The organism is Vibrio cionasavignyae (genome assembly GCF_050337155.1).
Lineage (GTDB): Bacteria > Pseudomonadota > Gammaproteobacteria > Enterobacterales > Vibrionaceae > Vibrio > Vibrio nomapromontoriensis.
In genome coordinates, this window is record NZ_JAKJSR010000010.1 from 168,777 (window position 1) to 187,398 (window position 18,622).

Below are 18,622 nucleotides of genomic sequence, written 5' to 3' on the forward strand. Positions count from 1 at the left end.
ACCAATTTGAAACCATATGTTCTAAAAAATATCTGCTTGAAAAAAAGATGCCGTCATTCCGAAAAGAACGACGACATTCATTAGCTAGCGTACACAAACAGAGTTAAACAACCGTCATTTGTCCTGCGTACAATACAAATGTCCTTAACATCAATACACCTAGCAGGCTAAGTGATGTCACAACCAAAATAAATCCATGATTATGTTTAACGTTATCAGAGCTAAAGAAGTTCATTGCCAGTGGCAACAACATCCCTAGACCTATCACCCCATACCAGAACCAGTTCGACCAAAAGCCACCGCCGATAGCATTCCAAGCCGCTGCTTCGTTTTGACCACCACTAAAGATAAGGCCAGTAAAGAAAGTCACGATCACAAACAATTCAAACAATACAACCGGACGCTCAAAACTATGTACCCACTTCACACTCGGGCTGTGTGCATCTTCTTTAAACACTAAGATACCAAACAACAAACTCGCGGCGGCGCCAGAGGACAAACTAGAAAATAAGAAAAGAATCGGTAGAACGGGATTATTTAACATTGGGTAAGTCTTCAATGCAGACAATAAGAAGCCCGTATAAGCGGCGAGAACGATCGCCAACACACCCAAAAATATCTCAATTCCATTTTCGACTTTTTCTAATTTGATCAGGATAGTTTCAACAAAATCAAACTTCCCTCCTAAAAAGTCCATAATCGGCTTGCGGAAAATAAGTCCAATCCACACGAACAAGACGGCCATATAAACTTGGAACAAAATCACGCCCATCGACATTACTGAAGTTGGGTTGAAGTAAATCATGATCTTCCAAAACTCTAACGGCTTCGTTAGGTGGAATACCAAAATCAATAGCCCGACGATAATGCCAAATGGCGCTAGCCATGCCATAGCTTTCAATATGCCATTATCAGCTGGATTACCTTCGATCACGTTGCGCTTCAAATACAGGGCAATCATAACTGCACCCGCCGACATACCTGCCAAAAACAGATAAATAGCAATGATCCAATCCCATACTAAAGAGTCAAAATGAAATGCAGTTTCCCAAATACTCATGCTACACCTCCCCCTTATGGAACGGTACTTTATAAAGCTTAGGCTTAGTCCCTAAATGCGCTTTATCTCGATAGACCGCGTTAACCGTAATTGCCTTGCTGATATTGCTCTGTGGATCGTTGAGATCACCAAATATCAACGCTTTTGTCGGACAACTCTCAACGCAAGCTGGTAGTTTGCCTGCGGCTAGGTTGGTATCGCGACAGAAGTTACATTTATCTGCAGAGTGGTCTTCTGGGTTAAAGAAGCGAACTTGATAAGGGCAAGCTGCAAGACAATATCCGCATCCCACACACTTTTCTTTATGGACATCAACAATGCCGGTTTCTTCATCTTTATATGCAGCGCCCGTTGGACACACATAAACACAAGGTGGATTTTCGCAATGCTGACAAGAAGTTCGGGTAAAACGGTATTCAACATCTGGGTACTCACCCATCGGCTCTGAGCGATTAATCTCCAATCGGGAAACACCCTCAGGCACGTTATTCACTTCACGACAGGCTTCGGTACACGCAGTACAACCAATACAGGCATTTTCATCATGTAACATGCCATAGCGTTTGGTTGTTTCCGCGCTGTCCGCTGAAGCATTCGAATTCGTGCTGGTAAGCACCGATGTTGTTGCAACACCCGTCGTAAAAATAACCGCACCAGATCCAGCTAAAAAATTTCGTCTAGAACAACTCATATCATTTGCCCTCCTCTTCACGCAGTTCGTTGAAGTCTTTATGGCAATCGACACACATTTTAATCTTCGCTTTATGGTCGAAAGATAAAACTTTGGCTTTTTCAGCATGAACGGAATGGCAGTTGCTGCAAGTTAAGTTTTTAGCATGAACGTCATGCGTCCAACTGTCTTCACTTAAATATTTAGGTTGGTGGCAATCCGTACAGAGCTGGTTCGCTTTAAGTATCGCTTCAGGTGAAAGCCATACTTTATCTGTGCCGGGCTGCGATTGAGCGTCGTGATACTGAATCACTGTAGAAGCGCCATCACGGTGATCAGGTCCAATATCACTGTGGCATTGAGTACAGTTCACCTCCTTTCCAATGATAGAGATTGCGTCCTCTCCATGGGATCCAGCCAGTGTCTGCTTTGAGTCTTTGTGACATTGAATACATTTGTAATCTTTGTCGCGAATCAACTCCACCTTATACCGTTCTTCTGCTGCCCCTTTAGTTGGGAGCGCGGCGTCATCGGCAAAGGCATTGAGTGAAAAACCATAAATAGAAAATGCTAGAAGGGCCTGAAGCATTATCGTTATGGTCAATTTAACATTGCCCATCGTATCCTTTCCTTAAACCTTCTCTACCAGATAGCTACTGGGAGTTCGGTCGATAATTAATACTTTTCCCCAAGTAAACATGAGAAAATGCAATCAATTCTTATTTAGGATGAGCCACAACGCTTCACAGTAAAATCATATTCCTCACTGTTACTTTTACCTACTTCTTTAGGGCTATTTAGTGAGCAAAGTCACCATAATTTATGTGTGTAATTTTACATAACCCAATGTTTTATAATGATAATTAATATCAACTTGCTCGCAAGATCTACCCCTTTAGGGTTAGTTCTTGCGAGGTATGACCAAGATCACTGTCATAAATTGATCTAAAACAGGAAATAGGACGACATGTAATAATTTATGTCAATTTGTGGCGTATTATTACTATGTCCTGTGGTTAATCTTTAAATCAATCATTTACCATAAGTGACATCTCCAATTCTTATTACGGAAAAGCCCCACAACGCATTTCAAAAATTAGAATACGGAGATTACACTGTGAAAAAGCATTGGATTATTAGTTCCGTTGCATCGCTGGCAATACTAGCTGCTGCTAGTGCACCGGCTTTTGCAACAACAGAAGATGGGTTGGCAGATCCTAGAAACCAAGCCTATGAAGAAAAGCACCCAGATCAATATAAGACCTGGAAACAAACCAGCGAAAGTGAACAAATAGAAGACGCACTTAAAGAAGATCCCAATATGGTGATTCTATGGGCTGGTTATGGCTTTGCCAAAGACTATAACAAAGCACGCGGTCACTTCTTTGCCTTAGACGACGTGAGACAAACACTACGTACTGGTGGGCCAACTGATCCTAAATCGGGTCCCATGCCTATGGCATGTTGGAGCTGTAAAAGCCCAGACGTCGCTCGTGTGATTGAAGAGCGAGGTGAAGACGGCTACTTCGAAGGTAAGTGGGCGCGTTTAGGCTCTGAAATCTCCAATCCTATTGGCTGTGCTGACTGTCATGATACTCGCAGCGAAAAATTCCAAAATGGCGAACCTGAACTGGCCCTTACTCGCCCATATGTTGAGCGAGCTTTCGAAGCAATTGGTAAGAAATTTGACGAGCAATCTCGCTTAGATAAGCAGGCTTCTGTCTGCGCACAATGTCATGTTGAATACTATTTCACCGGTCCTAATAAGACGGTTAAGTTCCCATGGGATCGCGGTACTCAAGTTGGTGAAATGGAAGAGTACTATGATGGTATTGAGTTCAAAGACTGGCAACATGCCGTGTCTAAAGCGCCAATGCTAAAAGCTCAGCACCCGGGCTACGAAACATGGCGTGAAGGTATACACGGTAAAAATGGCGTCGTGTGTGTTGATTGCCATATGCCGAAAGTAACGAAAGAAGACGGCACCGTTTATACCGATCATAAAGTGGGCAACCCGTTTGATCGCTTTGAAGACACATGTGCAAACTGTCATACACAGTCTAAAGATCAACTACAAGGCATTGTTTCTTCACGTAAAGCTCAAGTACTAAACATGAAGCTTACCGCTGAAAAACAAATTGTTGCAGCTCACTTTGAAGCAGGTGCAGCATGGGATGCTGGCGCAACAGAAGCAGAAATGAAGCCAATCCTTATGGATATTCGTCATGCACAATGGCGCTGGGATTATGCTATTGCTTCACACGGTGTACACATGCACGCACCAGAAGTTGCACTAGAAGTTCTGGGGACATCGGTAGACAAAGCAGCCGATGCCAGAACGAAGCTTATTCGTTTGCTCGCGAAGAAAGGCATTACCGAACCAGTAGAAATCCCAGAAATTTCAACCAAAGAAAAGGCGCAAGCCGCTCTGGGTATGGATATGGATAAGATGAATGCTGAAAAGCAACACTTCCTAGACACGGTTGTACCGCAGTGGGAAGCGGAGCAAAAAGAAAGAGAATCGAAATATTAGACAAAACGTGGTCAAGCCATTGGCGACTCGTGTCTGCAATCTATAGACAGTGATGTGACCTATTCGATTTTTTGCCAAAGCCCTAACCAAAAGTTAGGGCTTTTTTTTCACATCTAATATAACCTTTTATTAATAGCGCCTTAACTTATAAACGCTATATTTAAGTTGACGCTAGCATTCACCTCACAGGGTACCATTACTCAATAGGGTCATTATGAAACTACGCCTACTCACAGCTTTATTCCTTCTCAGCGCCCCCGCTTTAGCGGGTGATTATAACAGTGTCACCGTTGGTACCACGAGTGAAGGTGGATTTGGTGTCGGCCTCTATCACGATAGAAACCTCAGCTTTGGCTTCTATTCAAATCTATCCGGTGGTACGGGACCCAACAACGATGATTTTGCGTTGAATATTGGCGTAGTGAAATCGCTAAGTGATAACATTGCAGGTTATGTTGGGGCTGGCGTGGCCAATCTCAGCGTCGAAAAAGTCAACGACCTTCCGTTTAAAGAATACGAATCAGATTTGCGTTTTAACGGCAATATTGGCTTACTATTCAAGACAGGGGTTACTGGGTTCACCGCTGATGTAGGCTACAACACAGGTTTGGAATCAGCATTTTTTGGCGTCGGTTACACGTATTAGTCTAGATACATGTATGCCTTGATTATCAGATTAGCGATAGCAATCGGATAAAAATAAGCGGACTACCAATAATTTTCACTCGCAAATTGACCTGGTTTGCGGCGTAAATGTTTTGATAAGCCTAATTCCACAAGTGTTGCACTGGTATCTCTAACCATTTGTGGGTTACCACATAAATACACAAAACTTCTTAAGGGGTCCAAATTTATCCCTACCTTATTTTGAATGTCGTGACTTTGTAATAGTGCTGGAATTCGACCTCGTAAGCTTGGCTCATGGTCTTGCCTTGAAACAATCGACAAGTAATTAAATGTGCTACCCAGTCGTTCGCGTAGTGCTGACGTAATCTCAGGATAAACCAATTCATTCGCCGTGCGCACCGCATGCACTAATGTCACTGACTCGAATCGCGTCGCGATCGAATCATCTTCTAAAATTGATAAAAATGGCCCTACCGCCGTACCTGTTGCGAGCATCCATAACTCACGTGCATCTTTTGGTATTTCGTCTAATGTCATAAAACCGGATGCTTGCTTACCAACAAAGAGTGTATCTCCAACATTTAACGCCTGTAACCTTGGTGATAGTTGCCCTAAATCATCGGCTACGATAAGAAATTCTAAATGTTGGTGTCCATAAGCATGTGACGGGTGGTTGACCATTGAATAGGCACGTCTTAGCCAGTTCCCCTGTTCGTCCAGCAACGCCAATTTAGTAAATTGACCCGCTTCATAAGGCAAAATGGCAGCCGATACCTCTAAACTAAACAGGTTTTCCGCCCATTGTTTTTTTGCTAGTACCCGCCCTTCGATTAGACCATTTGGTATACCTTGCATTCGTTACCCCCCAACCAAAATCGACCGTTATGTCTCATAGCTTAGGTCGTTATTCTCAAATACTTAAACTACAATTTGAAAATAAATGAGTAATTAATACAAATCGTTGAAAGATATTTCTCTTCTCGCGGTCTATATATAGTACGTGTTATCGAAGGAACAGTGACTAGACTTATGAAACCCTGTTTTCCATCTCTTCCTCAGTCGGCTCAGAGCCACAGTCCAGTAAAAAACTGGCTGGTTCTGTATCGCCAGCAGCCTATCGACTTCACAACAGAGCAACAGATCGCCCTTGCTCGTCTGTTACCTTTGCTGATATGCGGTGAGCAGTCCTCTCAGTGGGTATTTCATAACGAAGTTCAACGACAACGCGACAATAATCCTCTACAACAAGCGGTTGCGGATTTTGAATCTATCGTTGCTGATGAGCAGTATCATGAAAAAGCACTAGAGCTGGTACGTCTAACGCTACCAGAGCCTGCTGATATCACCCAAATTAAACGTCGCAGCCAACGTTTTTTCGCCGCACTGGGGTTAAGACAGAGCTTTGATATTCACTTTGCGCAAATTGCTTGCTTGGACGCGCTTGTTTGTCGACTCATGCTAGCGATTGAAAAAGGCAGCCTAAATAGCGGCCATCCGTTTGTTTTACTGTGTCGAGCAATTAAGCAAGACGAAGCAAAGCACGTTACTTTATCTAAACGCCATGCCCTTGCGTTAGGCTTTGAGCACTCTCAATGGCCATCACTTAAAAGCAGTATTGCTGAACGTTTATACCATCTCCTTGCGAGCGAACGCACCGCCTTCGAAACAATAGGCGTTGAACTGGATACTATTTTTGATTCAAAGGAAGGCAATCAATGAGCACTGTTTTTTTACCCGGCCAAGTTAAGCTACTCGCGGCGAGCAATGCCTTTCCTGACCAACACCTCAACAATGAGCAGTTGATTACCGCGCTAGAGAAACTATCCGGAAGACGCTATGCCAAAATTGCCGCACGCATAGCCCCTTTTCTCGGTATTCAGCAGCGCCACTTTAGCCGAAGTATTCATCACCTAGTTAGCCAACCAACGCCCTCAAATTCAGATCTAGTGGTCGAAGTCATGCAGCGATTGATGATTCAATCACAAGTGTCTCTGAGTGATATTGACTACCTGATCGGTCATACCACCACGCCAGATACCCAACTCCCTCCAAGCATTGCATGGGTCACGGAAAAGCTAAAATTTCACGGTCCATTTATGGAATTACGACAAGCGTGTACGGGTTTTGCTAGCGCATTACAAATAGCAATTCCTCGTATCGCTCTGTTAGGTAAACCTATCGCAGTCATTGGTAGCGAAACCGGCTCGGTCTACTTTGATTTTAACGAGTCATTTTTAGACCAATCTCAGTTAGTCAATTATATGCAAATGGGGGATGGCGCAGGCGGGGTCATCCTTGGGCCTGACGATGGTTCGCAGCGCGGCATCATTAGCGAGTGCTTCATGGGACAAATTGGCACCAACATGGCGCCGGGACTTTCTTTAGATGGCGGCTCTTTATCCGTACACACCCAAAAAACGATCGCCCGCTTTCACCATAATGCAACCAATGTTAGGCAAAGTGGCGAAGCGTTGTTTAACGCTAGCATACAAGCCTTGGCTCAACGTGGGCATAACGTTCAAGACTTTGATTATATCATTCCGCACCAAGCCAGTGGTCACATTGATAGTCAACTTAGCGAAGCTCTGGGAATTGACTGCTGTAAAGTCATTAATGATGCGAAGAATTGGGGAAACCTCGGTTCTGCAGCAATTTGGGCAAGCTTTGGCAAACTGGTGAACAGCGGCATGCTACAACCGGGAAACAAAGTGGTTATTTTAGGTGCAGAAGCCACCAAGTATATGTATGGTGGATTCATTTACCGCCATTAATCCCCAGCTGTACTTCATCGTATACAATAGGCTACACAACTCTCTCCATTGAAACCTTGACTCATCGCGCCCAAATAGAATAGCATTCTGTAAAAACAAAGGGGGGGGATGTATGAGTAATAAAAGTATTTGTGCTGGGTGTAATAACCCATCCAGTTTTACTAGAGTTCGTCGGACTAGGATTGAAAAATTATTTAAAGCGTCCAAACAAAAATGGTGCTGTACTCATTGTAAAAAAACCACTTTTTTTACCTTAAAAGAACTCATCGACGCCAACTGACCACCTACAGTGTCAACAATTTTTGGTCGGTAATTTTAAAGCATACTTTTCGCTTGATTAATTTTTTCGATGAGAGCAGCTCGCTGAATGCCCGGTCGGTTGGAATCTAATATTTTCGTCCACTGTACAATTGCGTCGGCATAGCGCGAGTTCAAAAAATGATCCGAGGCAATCAATAATAACGCTGTATCGTTTAGTTCATCCATTTGCAATGCTTTATCTAAAAAACTCAACACATCTGGCGTCATAGTTTGCGATTCAGAATAGTATTTTGCCGTAGCAATTGCAGCGTATTGTCCAGCGTAAGGATTCTGCGACAGCCGTATGGAGTAATCAAAACAGGTAATGGCGGCATCAAACTCATTAGTTTGCATGTACATTTGCCCCAAAGTGAACCAATCTTTACTATTATTGGGGTTTTGCTTTAACGCTTGTTGCAACTCAAGCATCATGGTTTCACCATTTTTAAACACTGCTGGCTCCTCGAGTGGCGGTATATCTGACTTAAGCTGACTCCAAACCAATAGAGAAAGACCACATACCAGCGCTGACAGCGTGGTCGAAACGCCTAATATTCGCCAACGACCACTAGATAATTCAGGTTCTCGTTTCACCAATCCGACATAACAAACTAACACGATCATCAAGAAACAAAAGGCAACAAATAGTGCGAACGACATACTTCAAATACTACAGAACAATACTAGATAGTCACGAGTATACCTCGCCACACTATAATTACTGTGATACTCGGTCGAGATTCGTCGCCTCCCTAATAAAAGTAACAGCATCGAGTAAATGCTAAAACCACCAGCTAAAAAGCTAAAACAAACGACGCTTAAGCCCCGCCCTTTCCAGAACTCGAGTCGAGATCTCCTCAACAGACAATGAAGAGGTATTAATATAAGGGATCGCTTCGCGACGAAATAGCGCCTCTACACTTGCCAGTTCCTGTAAACACTGCTCGGTACTGGCGTAATCACTACCAGCTAAACGATTCTCTCTTATTTCAGTAAGCCTCTCTGGGTCAATGGTTAAACCAAACAATTTGTGGCGATGGATTTCAAATGCAGGTAGTAAGCGTAAACGCTTGATGTCATCATCAATAAAGGGATAGTTGACCACCCTCAAACCAAACTGCATCGCCATATACAGACTGGTTGGTGTTTTACCACTTCTAGATACTCCCAATAGAATAATGTCTGCTTGTTCAATATTCTTAAGAGACACCCCGTCATCATGCGCTAAGGTATATTCAATAGCGGCAATCCGATCAAAGTACTTATCCGAGTCTTTCGCCACACTATGTGAACGTTGTAATTGAGGTTTAGGCTCCATGTTTAAATCGCCTTTTACCTGAGCCACAACGCTTTCCAGGACATCATAACAATGTGCGCAAGACGCCATTAATTTAGTTCGTATATGTGGCACGACAATCGAGAAGAACACTAAGGGTTTAACACCATTACGTTCATAAGATTGATTAATTTCCCTAATGAGTTCATCTACCTTATGCTCACTTTCTACAAATGGAAACGTCTTTTCTCTGGCGGTAACCGAGAATTGCCCCAAAACCACATGCCCCAATGTTTCACAAGTAATCGCTGTTCCGTCAGAAACGTAGAATACGTCACGACTTTGACCTAAATTTTTCATTTTATAGTTAAGTTTTCAGATTATTTTAAGTAGGATGCGTTACATAATATCGATAACAAACCCTAGCATTCAAGAACGTTCCCCCACAGTTTTGAAAAATAAAGTTATCTATTTTTCGACTGAATACGTAAACGATTGCTTATTACCCTACGCTGCAATGTTTCTGGAGATAGACATGCAAAATAATACCCTCTGGTTCGATGGACTTTCCATGGAAGATGTCGACAAAGTCGGCGGCAAAAACGCGTCATTAGGCGAAATGGTTTCTAACCTTTCTAATGCTGGCGTTTCTGTCCCAAATGGCTTTGCCACAACATCTCACGCGTTTAATCAATTCCTTGACTTTGAAGGCCTTGATGAGCGTATCCATGGGCTGTTAGATGAACTAGACGTTGATGACGTCGACGCACTGCGAAAGACAGGCGCAATGATTCGTCAATGGGTACTCGATGCCCCCTTCCCTGCGGACCTAGAACAAGACATTCGTTCTAACTACCGTGAATTAATTAATGACAATCCAGCACTTTCTGTCGCGGTGCGCTCTTCTGCTACAGCGGAAGACCTACCTGACGCCTCATTTGCCGGACAACAAGAAACATTTTTGAATGTGCATGGTATTGATGCCGTGCTCGAAGCGACGAAACACGTCTATGCCTCGCTCTTTAATGATCGAGCTATCTCCTATCGTGTTCACCAAGGCTTTGACCATCGTGGCATCTCGCTATCGGCAGGTATTCAACGTATGGTTCGTTCAGACCAAGCGTCATCAGGTGTGATGTTTACGCTTGATACCGAATCTGGTTTTGACCAAGTCGTGTTTATCACCTCCGCTTGGGGCCTAGGTGAAATGGTTGTCCAAGGTGCGGTGAATCCCGACGAATTTTATGTCCACAAGCCGTTACTAGAAGCCGGTCAGGCACCGATCGTTAAAAAGACGTTTGGCTCTAAACTGATCAAAATGATTTACTCCACAAATCAAGAAATTGGCAAACAAGTCGATATCGTTGATACCACGGAGCAAGAGCAAAACCAATTCTCCCTGACGGATGATGAGATCAAAGAGCTAGCGAAACAAGCGATGATCATTGAAAAGCACTATCAGCGTCCAATGGACATTGAGTGGGCAAAAGATGGCATCGACGGTAAACTCTATATCGTGCAAGCTCGACCAGAAACCGTTTGTTCTCAAAACGAAACTAATGTTATCGAGCGTTTCCAGCTCAATAGCAAAGCCGATGTCTTGGTTGAAGGCCGTTCAATCGGTCAACGTATTGGTAGCGGACCTGTGCGCTTAGTGGACTCACTTGATCAAATGTCGCTAGTACAAGAAGGTGACGTACTCGTAACCGACATGACAGACCCAGATTGGGAGCCTGTTATGAAAAAAGCGTCTGCCATTGTGACCAACCGAGGCGGTCGTACTTGTCATGCAGCAATCATTGCTCGTGAACTTGGCATTCCTGCGATTGTAGGGTGTGGCAACGCAACGACATCCTTATCGGATGGTGCAACGGTTACAGTATCTTGCTCAGAAGGTGAAACCGGCTACGTTTATGAAGGCGAACTTGATTTTGAAGTCCGTCGTTCAGCGGTCGATGAATTGCCAATGCTACCGACAAAAGTCATGATGAACGTCGGTAACCCAGACCGAGCATTCGACTTCGCGCAATTGCCAAATGAAGGCGTAGGACTTGCTCGACTTGAATTTATCATCAATAAGATGATTGGCATTCACCCGAAAGCTCTACTTAACTTTGACGCTCAAGACGATGAACTTAAAGCCGAAATCACACAGCGTATTCGTGGTTATCAGGACCCAATCGACTTTTACGTGAGTAAACTGACCGAAGGTATCGCCACCATTGCTGCAGCATTCTGGCCGAAACGTGTCATCGTTCGTATGTCTGATTTTAAATCTAATGAGTACAGCAACCTCGTAGGTGGCCGTGATTTCGAACCACATGAAGAGAACCCAATGCTGGGCTTCCGTGGTGCATCTCGTTATATCTCTCCGGTTTTCGAGGACTGTTTTGAGCTTGAAACTCAAGCAATCAAACGTGTTCGCAACGAAATGGGGCTTAAAAACGTTGAAATCATGATTCCTTTTGTCCGCACACCAAGTGAAGCAGCATCGGTTATTGACCTACTTGCTAAATTTGATCTCCGCCGTGGAGAAGAAGGACTAAAAGTCATTATGATGTGTGAATTGCCATCAAATGCCGTGCTTGCTGATGAGTTTTTGAAGTATTTCGATGGGTTTTCCATCGGCTCAAATGATATGACACAGCTAACGTTAGGACTAGACCGTGATTCCGGTGACGTCGCTCATCTGTTTGATGAACGCAACCCTGCGGTTAAGGCTATGCTGAAAATGTCAATTGATGCTGCCACAAAAGCAGGCAAATACGTCGGAATTTGTGGTCAAGGACCATCGGATCATGACGACCTTGCGGAATGGTTAATGCAACAAGGTATCAGCTCAGTTTCATTGAATCCGGATACGGTTATCGACACTTGGTTAAAGCTCGGCAAGGTCGCCGGCCATCAGTAACTACGAGTCATTACTCTATTCGTAAGCAAGTGATATAGAGCAACTCAAATCTGTTAAGGCGTTAGCAACTCGCTAACGCCTTTTTCTTATCTAGATTCTGACCAAACCGCAAACTCGTTGCCACTTGGTTCTATAAAGTGAAATCGGCATCCACCCGGAAACTCAAAAATCTCACGTATAATACGCCCCTTGGATAGCACCACTTTGTCATAAGTTTGTTCAATATTATTACTGTAAAATACTAATAAGGCGCCCCCCTGCGCTGAAACCGAACTCAAATCGGCCTGATAAAAGCCACCGTTCATACCTTGTCCTGAAAACGCACAATACTCGTCGCCATAGTCTTGAAATTCCCATCCAAATACCGCATTGAAAAAGGATTTAGTTGCCGTCAAGTCCCGTGCGGCAAACTCAACGTAGTCTAATTTCTCATGCATACTCATGTTCACTCTCTTAGCTGGGCAACCTTTACTCATGCACTCGATGAGCGGGTAACAATTTAAGAAGGGTAAAGTATAGGTTCTTGACCAATAATTAACCGCTACTCACATCACTATTCCGGTAGCCTGATCCTGTGGTAACGAGCAAAGCGTGGAATACCGTTTACCGTCCACCCATTGTGCTTAAACGTTATCATATCGCCAAGTTTTGGTGGATTACTGCGTTCTACATCGGTAAACCCCGACCCAATATAAAATCGAGCACCATCATTGAGCTCCACCAAAATCGCGCCCATTTTCCCCTCATATTTCCCCTTACCGGGCTTGTAACCAACGACAATCGCTTCCGCATCTTGCACATTTTTCACTTTAACTAGTGAAGCATTACGTCCTGGGTGATACAACTCACCTTTTTGTTTTAACATTAATCCTTCGCTCCCCGCACTGGTCAGCGATTCTAAGTAATGTTGTAGATCTTTATGAGTGTCAAATGACATCTGTTCAACACATCGAAGGTGGGTCCCTGAGAGACCTTCACAAAACGAATTAAGGAATTGATAGCGTTGTTCAAACTTCCCCATATGGCCTGGAGCATCAAACAACATATAGTGAATATCTAACCACTGTTCGTTGTTAGGAACCGTATCTAAGACCGTCTGTTGCACCTTGGAAAACTGACCTCTACCGGCCCATAATTCCCCTTCAACCGATATATCAGGCAATTCACTAGTAAACCAGTCTGGCGCATTAAGTACCCGTCCAGAACGCGTCACTAGTTTGCTCCCAGTCCAAATAGCACGGACACCATCCAGCTTTTCGCTGACATAATAGGAAGAGATATCTAATTCTTGGTGATAATTGATGGCATTAACCACGGCAGGTTTCGCTTCAACGAACTGCACCGGCTCAGTAAAAGCGACAGAGGAACAAACAAGTAATGCAAGTGTGGTTAACGGAAATAGCGGGGACTTTGGCAAAAGAAGACATCCTATGACGATAGACTGTTTTCTCAATTTAGAGGTAATACTGACGACTATCAGCCTACTCGACTAACAATTACGACTCATAGTGAATGATTTTTTGAACGGAAAGTTATCAATTACACAATTCTTAGGCAGGGTTCAAACTCAACAAACGTAAAATACCCTCACTAATTTCACAATAGCAAACATTAGTGAGGGAGGCATACGAGTAAAATGAGGTTATTGGATACCGAGCTCTTGTTTCAACGTAGCGATATGGTTGAGATCCATATTGTGTACTTTGAGCATCTGATCGATTTGACTTAACCTAGATGTCACACGGTCATGGCGATCACAAGAATCAGATTTAGCGTCCCATGATGTGCCGGCTAAAAACAGATCACAGTCTTTTTTCAACGACTTACTCTCAGGAACAAGTTTCGCTTTCTCTTGCTCAAGCTTCGCTACTTCTGTTTTTAACTCACTTTCACGTTTGAACAACTCTTGAGATTGTTCAAACATCGAGCTTTGAATGTCGGTCTTACGGACTAATTGACTGTTCTTTTCTTCTTGTGTGACGATAGCCTTTTTCTGATTAACTATCTTGCCTTTAAGACTGGCATTCGCCTTTTCCAACTGGGCGACCTTTTCATTCAGCTTATCTAGCTCCTCTTGATGCTCGGCAACTTTAAGTTCAACAGCTTGGCGTAGCCTAAGTTGAGCATCGGAGTCCGCTTGAGCCAATTGCTCGGTAAGCTCTGAGTCCTGTTTTTGAGTGACTTTCAGTGTACTTTGGTACTGAGTATCTAACTCTTTGTAACGCTGTTGCCAATCATTTTGAGTAATCGTCGCACCAATCAACCCACCAGCAGCAAGACCTAAAGCGGCGGCGATGCCGATGTACAAGCGAGCACGCTTGTCCTTTTGTTCAATTACAACAACATCTTCATTGTGTTGTTCTTGATCTTCCGTTTTGTTTTCCACACAAACCTCTTATGGCGCTTGTACACTCAACTGGGCAAATATTTAGTCGTCGAGATGATAAGTTCTCGAGATAGTAACTTAACGAATTAATTCGGTAACCACTAATGTTGCGACGTAAATAGCAAAACCTGACAACAGGGTGATGACCACACCTTGCTGAACCTTTTCATTCGTTCGGTAACGAAAAAGCAAAAAGGCTAACGTTACCAAAAATGCAATGGCAATTAAACGAGTCATAACACCTCCTTTAGCGACAAGGCTAAGAAATGAACAAAATAGCGTACTTCCAAGGGGTTAACTTGACTCTACACCACTCTAACTTAATGTAAGGTGCGTTAAGTCAGAAACTTGTTCAAATATAACAAATGGCGAAGGCTTGCACTCGAATAAGTGAAAATAAATTGTAAATTTATTCATGACTTATCTAATTAACTGCGCTAGGATTGCATTCGCAGATTATCTACAAGATAGATAATTGTTCCGATGAAGACAGCAGGAGAGCGGTTATTAACTAAGTTTTTACACTTAGTTAACTAAACCCACCGAAGAAGTAAATCTTTCAGGTGCTTTATTCTGAGAAATCAGACTTCGAATTATTCGAAGCGTAAAGTGAGGACTGTTGTTGGAGGAACCTCTGGAGAGAACCGTTAAATCGGTCGCCGAAGGAGCAAGCTCAACGCAAACGTTGAGTGAAACTCTCAGGCAAAAGGACAGAGGAGAGAAAAGCTATATTGAACAACTCATCGTTTTCATGAGTAGTCATGTATTTAGAGTACCCGTCATCAAGCGGCCTCCGAGTGTGACTGCCCTTTCTCTCTTCTCCTTAAATTTAGTTTTATTAAGGGGAAATCATGAACAACCTACAATCTACACTTCAAACCATCGACAATTTTGTCTGGGGACCACCATTACTCATTCTGTTAGTCGGCACCGGTGTCTATTTTACGCTCAAGCTCGGTTTACTGCAGTTTCGGTATTTACCCACCGCACTTCGCTTAATATTTTCCAAAGAAAACTCCAATAATGGTGATATCTCTAGTTTTGCAGCACTGTGCACCGCCCTTTCCGCAACGATTGGTACTGGGAATATTGTCGGTGTCGCGACCGCAATTAAACTCGGCGGCCCTGGCGCACTATTTTGGATGTGGCTCGCGGCCGTATTTGGCATGGCAACGAAATACGCAGAATGCTTACTAGCGGTTAAATATCGCACGACTGACGACAAAGGCCAAATGTTAGGTGGCCCAATGTACTACCTTCGTGACGGTGTTGGGTCTCGCGTCCTAGCCACTATGTTTGCCGTCTTCGCGTTGGGCGTGGCGTGCTTTGGTATTGGCACCTTCCCACAAGTTAATGCGATTCTTGATGCCAGCGAGATTTCCTATGGTGTATCACGAGAAGTCTCTGCGATCATCCTTACTGTTCTCGTCGCTTTTGTCACATTAGGTGGCATTAAATCCATCGCGAAAGTGGCTGGTAAAGTCGTACCGGCAATGGCAGTGTTTTATGTAGTTGCTTGCATGAGCGTCATTATCATCAACGCTGACCAATTATATGGCGCTATTGAGCTTGTAATTGTCTCGGCATTTACCGGAACGGCAGCAACAGGTGGATTTGTGGGCGCCAGCATCATGCTCGCGATTCAGTCTGGTATCGCTCGTGGTGTTTTTTCCAATGAAAGCGGACTTGGCAGTGCTCCTATGGCGGCAGCGGCAGCACAAACAGATAGCTGTGTTCGCCAAGGGCTTATTTCTATGACGGGAACGTTCATCGATACCATCATTATTTGTACCATGACGGGACTAGCATTGATCTTAACCGGAGCTTGGCAAGGCGATCTAGCAGGCGCGGCAATGACCACTCATGCATTCGCTATTGGACTTAATAACGACACTCTGGGCCCACTTCTGGTCTCTACTGGCCTTATTTTCTTTGCCTTTACGACAATTTTGGGCTGGAACTACTACGGCGAACGTTGCGTCGTTTATCTCATGGGAACAAAGGCCGTACTACCGTACAAAATCATCTTTGTTGGCTTAGTAGCATCTGGCGCATTCTTACATCTAGATATGATTTGGATTATCGCCGATATCGTCAATGGGTTAATGGCAATTCCCAATTTGATTGGCCTTGTACTGCTAAGAAATGTTGTCATCGAAGAGACTAAGCTGTACTTCGCTGATAAGTCATCAGGTAACACACTGGCCGTTAATCACTAACGCTTGGTTCCGTCCTTAGTAAGGACGGAATACACCTAACAAAAAGGTCTGCTTTATGCAGACCTTTTCACTATATAAACATAATATCCGCAACACTATCGATCGCCGCGTCAGCCGCTCCATTTAATTGACTGGCTAAATTGGCCATCAGCGCAGAGCACGCTGCTATTACTGCAATAATCATTTGAACGCTCCTCTTCAGTGGAGTCGTAGATTAATACAAGTTTTAAAGCAAAATTTGCCTTTATACGCCAACAGTGGAAGTATGGCTCTTGAGTCTTGGAAAGCAAGTCTCCTTCGAAGAGGCAACAATACCATTAGAAATAACGGCTAACGACATTGCTGATTACGAAATAAAATCATAACAACTGCTGGCACGATTATGATGATGGGGACGACCAAGGTTTGCAGTAGTAGTGACCCTATCCCGCTATGCGCTACAGCATCTTCCAAATGAAAGTAGCCAATCAACAAAGCTAAAATTACCGATAGCGAATATAACAACTCTCGCAAACACATTCGTGAGCGTGGTGGACAATAACTACTTGCGACGGCAAAGAGCAACATGCCAACACAAAGGGCTAGCCAACTCAGAAATGAAGGGAACTGCCATATATACGCAAAAAGTGCCGCAACGACAGTAAGCACAACCCATACAGTGGTGCGCGTAAAAGTATAATCTTCACTCACTGTAAGACTGAAATGATGTCGAATAAAGTGCCAGCCTACTAGCGCGCCAATAATTGCGCCCGCGAGCATGTCGGATAAAAATGCACCACCACTAATAAACTGATAAAACGCAATGATAATAGTGACAAAAAACGCGCCAATGGCAAACTTGCCAAGGTGATTAGGTCTAATTTGGCTCACGACTATACTCGAAATACAAATCCAGTTCGCCATCAACAAATCAGGGAAGCTGAATCCACTACGTTCATTGTAATTGAGTGTAGGCAGGTAGGCATGCGGTACAGGGAAGCTAAAACCTTGCTTTGCTACCAAAATAAATAATGAGGTTGCTGTCACCGCAAACATGAGTTGAGCGGTAAAGTGTCGCCCCCACAACCAAATAAACAGTGGCAAGAATGCGATAAGTAACAGGGGCTGAATTAATACATAGAGGATCTTTCCACCCAGTAACACTACCTCTTGAAGTTGTTTTGGGGCATTCACTAATGCTTCTTGTGTACTTGATAACCAAGACAACTCCACTTGATGGATTCGAGGCGCTGAGCTGATTAAATTATCAATATAACTAATTGGCTGATTGCTTAATGACAAAAACATGTCCTCAACCAGAGGCCATTGTTGCGGGTAACGGTATTCCTGTGGCGACACAGTTTTTGGGCTGAGTAAATTAGCACTGCGAACTTCCACACCAAAGTGAGGTGCGAAATAAATAGGTAGCTCTACACCACGCCCATAGTTAGTTTCGCTATAAGCAATGATATCGGACTCAACTAAACACTCATAAAATACCGCTCGCTGCGTTCTTCCTAGTTCTCTGCCAACAACAACTACTAGACCAGCTTCTTCCCAGGTTTCTCGCTGGGCGGCTAATCGTGGGTCCTCATTATTCTCTATCGTCCCACCGGGAAGTGATAGCTTACCCGTGACTATTTCATCAACAAGTAAAATTCGATCATCGCTGCGAACCAAACATAAAGCACCTCTCACCGTTGGGGCTAACGGCGGATCGTTATGTACAAATGGTTGTCGGAGGCTATCCGATAGTTCATTAAATGTAGTCACTGGCGTCTTAGACGACGTCACAAATGTGCTGTCCGAAGAAGCAAAGCTCTGATGTATTGTTAATAACGCCAGCAAAAGCGTAAAAGCAATATGGCTCAAAATTTGAGTCACAAAAGT

General features: G+C 43.7%; 17 protein-coding genes and 1 riboswitch. Of the genes, 6 read left to right on the top strand and 11 right to left on the bottom strand.

Going from position 1 to position 18,622, the window contains the following annotated elements; genetic code table 11:
- Positions 1 to 103: 103 nt before the first annotated feature.
- From nrfD to nrfB, 3 genes are read right to left on the bottom strand one after another with little or no spacing between them, the layout of a single operon-like run.
- Positions 104 to 1,060 carry a cytochrome c nitrite reductase subunit NrfD gene (gene nrfD / locus L4D74_RS03995; protein ID WP_428750825.1) on the bottom strand — a complete coding sequence of 319 codons (957 nt, stop codon included), beginning with the start codon at positions 1,058 to 1,060 and terminating at the stop codon, positions 104 to 106.
- Between the two features lies 1 nt (position 1,061).
- A complete protein-coding gene (gene nrfC, locus L4D74_RS04000) occupies positions 1,062 to 1,751 on the bottom strand; it encodes a cytochrome c nitrite reductase Fe-S protein (protein ID WP_428750826.1) in 690 nt (229 codons plus the stop codon).
- 1 nt (position 1,752) lies between these two features.
- Complete coding sequence (gene nrfB / locus L4D74_RS04005; protein WP_428750827.1) at positions 1,753 to 2,349, bottom strand: cytochrome c nitrite reductase pentaheme subunit; 597 nt, start codon at positions 2,347 to 2,349, stop codon at positions 1,753 to 1,755.
- Between the two features lie 498 nt (positions 2,350 to 2,847).
- Here nrfB and nrfA point away from each other — a divergent pair, with 498 nt between their 5' ends.
- Together nrfA and L4D74_RS04015 are read left to right on the top strand one after the other, a co-directional pair.
- Positions 2,848 to 4,263 (top strand): ammonia-forming nitrite reductase cytochrome c552 subunit, encoded by a 1,416-nt coding sequence (gene nrfA / locus L4D74_RS04010; RefSeq protein WP_428750828.1) that lies wholly within the window; start codon positions 2,848 to 2,850, stop codon positions 4,261 to 4,263.
- Between the two features lie 214 nt (positions 4,264 to 4,477).
- Positions 4,478 to 4,909: a hypothetical protein gene (locus L4D74_RS04015; protein WP_428750829.1), complete on the top strand. Its 432-nt coding sequence runs from the start codon at positions 4,478 to 4,480 to the stop codon at positions 4,907 to 4,909.
- Between the two features lie 62 nt (positions 4,910 to 4,971).
- Here L4D74_RS04015 and L4D74_RS04020 read toward each other — a convergent pair whose 3' ends face one another.
- Positions 4,972 to 5,745: a ferredoxin--NADP reductase gene (locus L4D74_RS04020; RefSeq protein ID WP_428750830.1), complete on the bottom strand. Its 774-nt coding sequence runs from the start codon at positions 5,743 to 5,745 to the stop codon at positions 4,972 to 4,974.
- 174 nt (positions 5,746 to 5,919) lie between these two features.
- Between L4D74_RS04020 and L4D74_RS04025 the strand changes: the two genes are divergently transcribed.
- Both L4D74_RS04025 and L4D74_RS04030 read left to right on the top strand, forming a co-directional pair.
- Complete coding sequence (locus tag L4D74_RS04025; RefSeq protein WP_428750831.1) at positions 5,920 to 6,609, top strand: hypothetical protein; 690 nt, start codon at positions 5,920 to 5,922, stop codon at positions 6,607 to 6,609.
- Positions 6,606 to 7,661 carry a 3-oxoacyl-ACP synthase III family protein gene (locus L4D74_RS04030; protein ID WP_428750832.1) on the top strand — a complete coding sequence of 352 codons (1,056 nt, stop codon included), beginning with the start codon at positions 6,606 to 6,608 and terminating at the stop codon, positions 7,659 to 7,661. The genes L4D74_RS04025 and L4D74_RS04030 overlap by 4 nt, the downstream gene beginning before the upstream one ends.
- 315 nt (positions 7,662 to 7,976) lie before the next feature.
- On the opposite strand, the gene L4D74_RS04035 is transcribed toward L4D74_RS04030, so the two are convergent.
- Together L4D74_RS04035 and ppsR are read right to left on the bottom strand one after the other, a co-directional pair.
- On the bottom strand, positions 7,977 to 8,621 hold the full coding sequence (locus tag L4D74_RS04035; RefSeq protein ID WP_428750833.1) for a TPR domain-containing protein: 645 nt from the start codon (positions 8,619 to 8,621) through the stop codon (positions 7,977 to 7,979).
- Between the two features lie 142 nt (positions 8,622 to 8,763).
- Positions 8,764 to 9,597, bottom strand: coding sequence for a posphoenolpyruvate synthetase regulatory kinase/phosphorylase PpsR (gene ppsR / locus L4D74_RS04040; RefSeq protein ID WP_428750834.1), 834 nt, complete (start codon positions 9,595 to 9,597; stop codon positions 8,764 to 8,766).
- 157 nt (positions 9,598 to 9,754) lie between these two features.
- On the opposite strand from ppsR, the gene ppsA reads away from it, so the two are divergent.
- Positions 9,755 to 12,148 (top strand): phosphoenolpyruvate synthase, encoded by a 2,394-nt coding sequence (gene ppsA, locus L4D74_RS04045; protein WP_428750835.1) that lies wholly within the window; start codon positions 9,755 to 9,757, stop codon positions 12,146 to 12,148.
- Positions 12,149 to 12,234: 86 nt separating this feature from the next.
- Here the strand turns inward: ppsA and L4D74_RS04050 are convergent, their stop codons facing one another.
- From L4D74_RS04050 to L4D74_RS04065, 4 genes are all read right to left on the bottom strand, one after another.
- Positions 12,235 to 12,591: a VOC family protein gene (locus L4D74_RS04050; RefSeq protein ID WP_428750836.1), complete on the bottom strand. Its 357-nt coding sequence runs from the start codon at positions 12,589 to 12,591 to the stop codon at positions 12,235 to 12,237.
- Positions 12,592 to 12,701: 110 nt separating this feature from the next.
- Positions 12,702 to 13,565 (bottom strand): DNA ligase, encoded by an 864-nt coding sequence (locus tag L4D74_RS04055; RefSeq protein WP_428750838.1) that lies wholly within the window; start codon positions 13,563 to 13,565, stop codon positions 12,702 to 12,704.
- Positions 13,566 to 13,790: 225 nt separating this feature from the next.
- On the bottom strand, positions 13,791 to 14,534 hold the full coding sequence (locus tag L4D74_RS04060) for a chromosome partitioning protein ParA (RefSeq protein WP_428750839.1): 744 nt from the start codon (positions 14,532 to 14,534) through the stop codon (positions 13,791 to 13,793).
- 78 nt (positions 14,535 to 14,612) lie between these two features.
- Entirely contained in the window at positions 14,613 to 14,771 is a 159-nt protein-coding gene (locus tag L4D74_RS04065) for a hypothetical protein (protein WP_428750840.1), read from the bottom strand.
- A gap of 387 nt (positions 14,772 to 15,158) precedes the next feature.
- Positions 15,159 to 15,258, top strand: a riboswitch (glycine riboswitch).
- A 127-nt stretch (positions 15,259 to 15,385) separates the two neighbouring features.
- Between L4D74_RS04065 and L4D74_RS04070 the strand changes: the two genes are divergently transcribed.
- Complete coding sequence (locus L4D74_RS04070; protein ID WP_428750841.1) at positions 15,386 to 16,753, top strand: alanine/glycine:cation symporter family protein; 1,368 nt, start codon at positions 15,386 to 15,388, stop codon at positions 16,751 to 16,753.
- A 330-nt stretch (positions 16,754 to 17,083) separates the two neighbouring features.
- Here L4D74_RS04070 and L4D74_RS04075 read toward each other — a convergent pair whose 3' ends face one another.
- Positions 17,084 to 18,616 (bottom strand): bifunctional NUDIX hydrolase/phosphatase PAP2 family protein, encoded by a 1,533-nt coding sequence (locus L4D74_RS04075; protein ID WP_428750842.1) that lies wholly within the window; start codon positions 18,614 to 18,616, stop codon positions 17,084 to 17,086.
- Positions 18,617 to 18,622 lie beyond the last annotated feature (6 nt).

What these genes read in the sequence shown, in the direction of transcription:
- nrfD (WP_428750825.1), bottom strand. Translation starts at nt 1,060, where the DNA reads ATGAGTATTTGGGAAACTGCATTTCATTTTGACTCTTTAGTATGGGAT.
- nrfC (WP_428750826.1), bottom strand. Translation starts at nt 1,751, where the DNA reads ATGAGTTGTTCTAGACGAAATTTTTTAGCTGGATCTGGTGCGGTTATT.
- nrfB (WP_428750827.1), bottom strand. Translation starts at nt 2,349, where the DNA reads ATGGGCAATGTTAAATTGACCATAACGATAATGCTTCAGGCCCTTCTA.
- L4D74_RS04015 (WP_428750829.1), top strand. Translation starts at nt 4,478, where the DNA reads ATGAAACTACGCCTACTCACAGCTTTATTCCTTCTCAGCGCCCCCGCT.
- L4D74_RS04020 (WP_428750830.1), bottom strand. Translation starts at nt 5,745, where the DNA reads ATGCAAGGTATACCAAATGGTCTAATCGAAGGGCGGGTACTAGCAAAA.
- L4D74_RS04025 (WP_428750831.1), top strand. Translation starts at nt 5,920, where the DNA reads ATGAAACCCTGTTTTCCATCTCTTCCTCAGTCGGCTCAGAGCCACAGT.
- L4D74_RS04030 (WP_428750832.1), top strand. Translation starts at nt 6,606, where the DNA reads ATGAGCACTGTTTTTTTACCCGGCCAAGTTAAGCTACTCGCGGCGAGC.
- L4D74_RS04035 (WP_428750833.1), bottom strand. Translation starts at nt 8,621, where the DNA reads ATGTCGTTCGCACTATTTGTTGCCTTTTGTTTCTTGATGATCGTGTTA.
- ppsR (WP_428750834.1), bottom strand. Translation starts at nt 9,597, where the DNA reads ATGAAAAATTTAGGTCAAAGTCGTGACGTATTCTACGTTTCTGACGGA.
- ppsA (WP_428750835.1), top strand. Translation starts at nt 9,755, where the DNA reads ATGTTTCTGGAGATAGACATGCAAAATAATACCCTCTGGTTCGATGGA.
- L4D74_RS04050 (WP_428750836.1), bottom strand. Translation starts at nt 12,591, where the DNA reads ATGAGTATGCATGAGAAATTAGACTACGTTGAGTTTGCCGCACGGGAC.
- L4D74_RS04065 (WP_428750840.1), bottom strand. Translation starts at nt 14,771, where the DNA reads ATGACTCGTTTAATTGCCATTGCATTTTTGGTAACGTTAGCCTTTTTG.
- L4D74_RS04070 (WP_428750841.1), top strand. Translation starts at nt 15,386, where the DNA reads ATGAACAACCTACAATCTACACTTCAAACCATCGACAATTTTGTCTGG.